Below are 3214 nucleotides of genomic sequence, written 5' to 3'. Positions count from 1 at the left end.
CGAAGACAGACTCTGGCAGCCAACCAGGCCTTGACCAAACACGGATACTGCCCGGAGGTGCCTGGCCTCGGCGGGATGGTTGTGCTGGGCGCGCTCGACCCGCCAATGGATGGGGTCGCGGTACGGGAATGCGAACCCCCTGCGGCTTTCCCGCCGCCGGCCACAGCGATCCCAACCGCTGCATCACGGCACGTTAACACTTTTATGTCACAATATCAGATACTTGCAATCTGTCCTCATGGGGACACTCGTTTCACCCCCGCTATCCGTCCTCCCCTGCCACCCGTCCCCCGGTTGGCGCGGACCGCGGACCGGCCTATATCCCGGTCGGGCAGGATCGCGACCGAACGAGCGTCGCGGCAATCTGGGAGAATCGCCGCATGACCATCGATCCGGCAGACATCGCGGTGGAGGAAACCGCCAGCAAGGGCCGCTACGTCTACCGCGACGGCGCCGGCAACGAGGCCGAGATGACCTATTCCCGGGCCGGCACCGGCCTCATCATCATCGACCATACCGGGGTGCCCGACGCCTTCCGCGGGCAAGGCGTCGGCCTCGCCCTCGTGACCCGCGCCGTCGCCGACGCCCGCGCCGCGGGCCGCCAGATCCTGCCGCTCTGCCCCTTCGCCCGCGCCCAGTTCAAGCGGCGCCCGGAATGGGGCGACGTCCTGCATCGGCTAAAGGAGGCCTGAACCATGAGCTGGAACCCGACGCTCGATCCGGTCTGCCCGGACGCGACCGACCTGGACGCGATCGAGACCCTGATCATCCCGCGCGCCCGGGACCTCGGCGGCTTCGAGGTCCGCCGCGCCCTGCCCGCGCCCCAGCGCCAGATGGTCGGCCCCTTCATCTTCTTCGACCAGGCGGGACCGGCGGAATTCGTCACCGGCCAGGGCATCGACGTGCGCCCGCATCCCCATATCGGGCTGGCGACGGTGACCTATCTCTTCCGCGGCGAGTTCCAGCACCGCGACAGCCTCGGCACCGACCAGATGATCTACCCCGGCGCGGTCAACTGGATGATCGCGGGCGAGGGCGTGACCCATTCCGAACGCACCAGTGCGGCCACCCGCCGCCACCCCCATTCGCTCTTCGGCATCCAGACCTGGGTCGCGCTCCCCGAAGCGGCCGAGGACGCCCCCGCCGCCTTCGAGCATCACGGCAAGGAGGCGCTGCCCGTCTTCGGCGACGGCGGCACCAGCGTCCGGCTCATCCTCGGCGAGGCCTGGGGCGAGCGGGCCCCGGTGAAGACCTTCAGCGAGATGTTCTACGCCGATGCCGAGTTGGCCCCCGGCGCCGCCATGCCGCTGCCCGACGGCCACGAGGACCGCGGGCTCTACGTGCTGTCGGGCTCGATCACCATCGCCGGCCAGACCTTCGAGGCCGGGCGGATGATGACCTTCCGGCCCGGAGACCGCGTCGCGCTCGCCGCCGGCCCGGAGGGCGCGCGGATCATGCTGCTCGGCGGCGAGACGCTGGCCGGGCCGCGCTACATCTGGTGGAACTTCGTCGCCTCCTCGAAGGAGCGCATCGAGGCGGCCAAGGAGGCCTGGCGCGCCGGCGACTGGGAGCACGGCCGCTTCCGCCTGCCGCCGGGGGATACCGAGGAATTCATCCCGCTGCCGTGAGTGCGGCGGCGCCTCCGGTCACGCCCCCCCGCCGCGCCTCGACCACGGCGGCGAGCACGACCGCATAGAGGACATGCCCGATCAGTGCCACCCAGGCGATGCCGGCGAACCCGAGGAACGCCGGCAGCCCCGCCACCAGATGCGCCATGCCATAGAGCGCGAAGACCCAGAGGCCGGCGCCATAGGCGACCGCGGCCAGCCACCAGGGCAGGCCGGGCGCGATCCGCTGCGCCAGCGGCCGGGCCACCAGCATCCAGCCCAGCGCATAGGCCACGAGCCCGGTGAAATAATGCAGGAGATGCGCCGCCGGGGCGCTGTCGAGGCCGAAGGCCGTCCTGAGAACCGATTGCGCCAGCGGCACCGGCGCGAGCGCCGCGAAGCCGAGCAACGGGCTGAGCCCCTGCCCGAAGGCGTCGAAGGCAAGCGTCGCGACGGCGCCCGCGATCAGCAGGGTCGCTACTGTCCTGCGGTCGATCGCCGGGAAATCGAAGGGTCGGTCGTCGGTCTGCGGCATGGTCATGGCGCGGTTTCCCGTTGCTGGATTTGGCATCGTGGTCGCAGGGCCATTCGCCTCGCGGCAGCACGCCGCGACACCGACCGCGTCACAGATGCGTGAGACTGCCCGGAGACGGACGAGGGTTCGGTGGCTTCGGCCGGGCTCAGTCGACGATGGCGATCGCGAAACCGTCCCAGCCCTTGTCGCCGACCGTCTGCACCGCGGTGGCGGTCAGGCGGGGTTCGGCCGCGAGGCGGTCGAGGAATTTCCTGGTCCCCTGTAGGGCCGGGTCCGAAGCCGACTCGTCGGCGATACGACCCGCGCGCACCACGTTGTCGCAGACGATGACCGCGCCGGACCGGACGAGGCGCAGCGCCCAGTCGAGGTAGGCGGCGTTGTTCTCCTTGTCGGCGTCGATGAAGACGAAGTCGAAGGGCACGAGCGCTGCGAGCTCGGGCAGGCTGTCGAGCGCGGCTCCGACCCGGATCTCGACGCGATCCGAAAGCCCCGCCCGCGCGACATTGGCCCGGGCGACCTCGGCATGGTGGGCGGCGTATTCAAGGGTCACCAGCCGGCCCCCCGGCGGCAGTGCCCTGGCGAGCCAGATCGTCGAAAAGCCGCCCAGCGTGCCGATCTCGAGGATGCGCCGGGCCCCGTTCATGCGCGCGAGAATGTGCAGGAGCTTGCCATGCGCCCGTGAGACGTCGATCGCCGGCAGGCCGGCGGCGGCATTGGCGGCGAGCGCCGCGTCCAGAACGGGATCCTCGGGCAGGAGCTTGCCGGCGAGATAGCTGTCCACGCGTTTCCAGTCGTCCATCCTGGCATCCTCAATCGGGGGCGAGCATGTAGCCCGAGCCGCGGACCGTCTGGAGATAGCGCGGCGATTTCGGGTCGGTCTCGATCTTGCGGCGCAGCCGGGTGATCTGCACGTCGACCGCGCGCTCCTGCGCTTCGGCGACCCCACCACCCAGATCCTCCACCAGCTCCTGCCGGCTGACCGGCTCGTGCGCGCGCGCGGCGAAGACCCGCATCAGCAGCGATTCGGTGGCCGTCAAGCGCACCAGATCTCGCCCGCGCCAAAGCTCGCCGC

Annotated in this window: 5 protein-coding genes; 2 read left to right on the top strand and 3 right to left on the bottom strand. The window is 70.5% G+C overall.

Translation table 11 applies throughout. From position 1 onward, the window contains the following. The first annotated feature begins 380 nt into the window (after positions 1-380). Entirely contained in the window at positions 381-692 is a 312-nt protein-coding gene (locus tag V7050_RS19890) for a GNAT family N-acetyltransferase (RefSeq protein WP_324369717.1), read from the top strand. Positions 693-695: 3 nt separating this feature from the next. Further along, positions 696-1628: a pirin family protein gene (locus V7050_RS19885; protein WP_324369719.1), complete on the top strand. Its 933-nt coding sequence runs from the start codon at positions 696-698 to the stop codon at positions 1626-1628. Here the strand turns inward: V7050_RS19885 and V7050_RS19880 are convergent. The 3 genes from V7050_RS19880 to V7050_RS19870 form a co-directional block, all read right to left on the bottom strand. Continuing rightward, positions 1612-2148 (bottom strand): hypothetical protein, encoded by a 537-nt coding sequence (locus V7050_RS19880; RefSeq protein WP_324369722.1) that lies wholly within the window; start codon positions 2146-2148, stop codon positions 1612-1614. The genes V7050_RS19885 and V7050_RS19880 overlap by 17 nt on opposite strands. Positions 2149-2287: 139 nt before the next feature. Then, entirely contained in the window at positions 2288-2941 is a 654-nt protein-coding gene (locus V7050_RS19875; RefSeq protein ID WP_324369724.1) for an O-methyltransferase, read from the bottom strand. Positions 2942-2951: 10 nt separating this feature from the next. Then, positions 2952-3214 (bottom strand): winged helix-turn-helix domain-containing protein (locus V7050_RS19870; RefSeq protein ID WP_324411117.1); only part of this gene is annotated, 263 nt, incomplete at its 5' end.

This window comes from Amaricoccus sp. (assembly GCF_036846665.1).
Classification (GTDB): Bacteria; Pseudomonadota; Alphaproteobacteria; order Rhodobacterales; family Rhodobacteraceae; genus Amaricoccus.
The sequence above is the reverse complement of the archived record's forward strand: the minus strand, read 5'-3'. Positions and strand labels throughout refer to the sequence as shown.

Bases quoted from the DNA above. Each gene is read 5' to 3' on its own strand.
- V7050_RS19875 (WP_324369724.1), bottom strand. From the start codon at position 2,941: ATGGACGACTGGAAACGCGTGGACAGCTATCTCGCCGGCAAGCTCCTG.
- V7050_RS19880 (WP_324369722.1), bottom strand. From the start codon at position 2,148: ATGACCATGCCGCAGACCGACGACCGACCCTTCGATTTCCCGGCGATC.
- V7050_RS19885 (WP_324369719.1), top strand. From the start codon at position 696: ATGAGCTGGAACCCGACGCTCGATCCGGTCTGCCCGGACGCGACCGAC.
- V7050_RS19890 (WP_324369717.1), top strand. From the start codon at position 381: ATGACCATCGATCCGGCAGACATCGCGGTGGAGGAAACCGCCAGCAAG.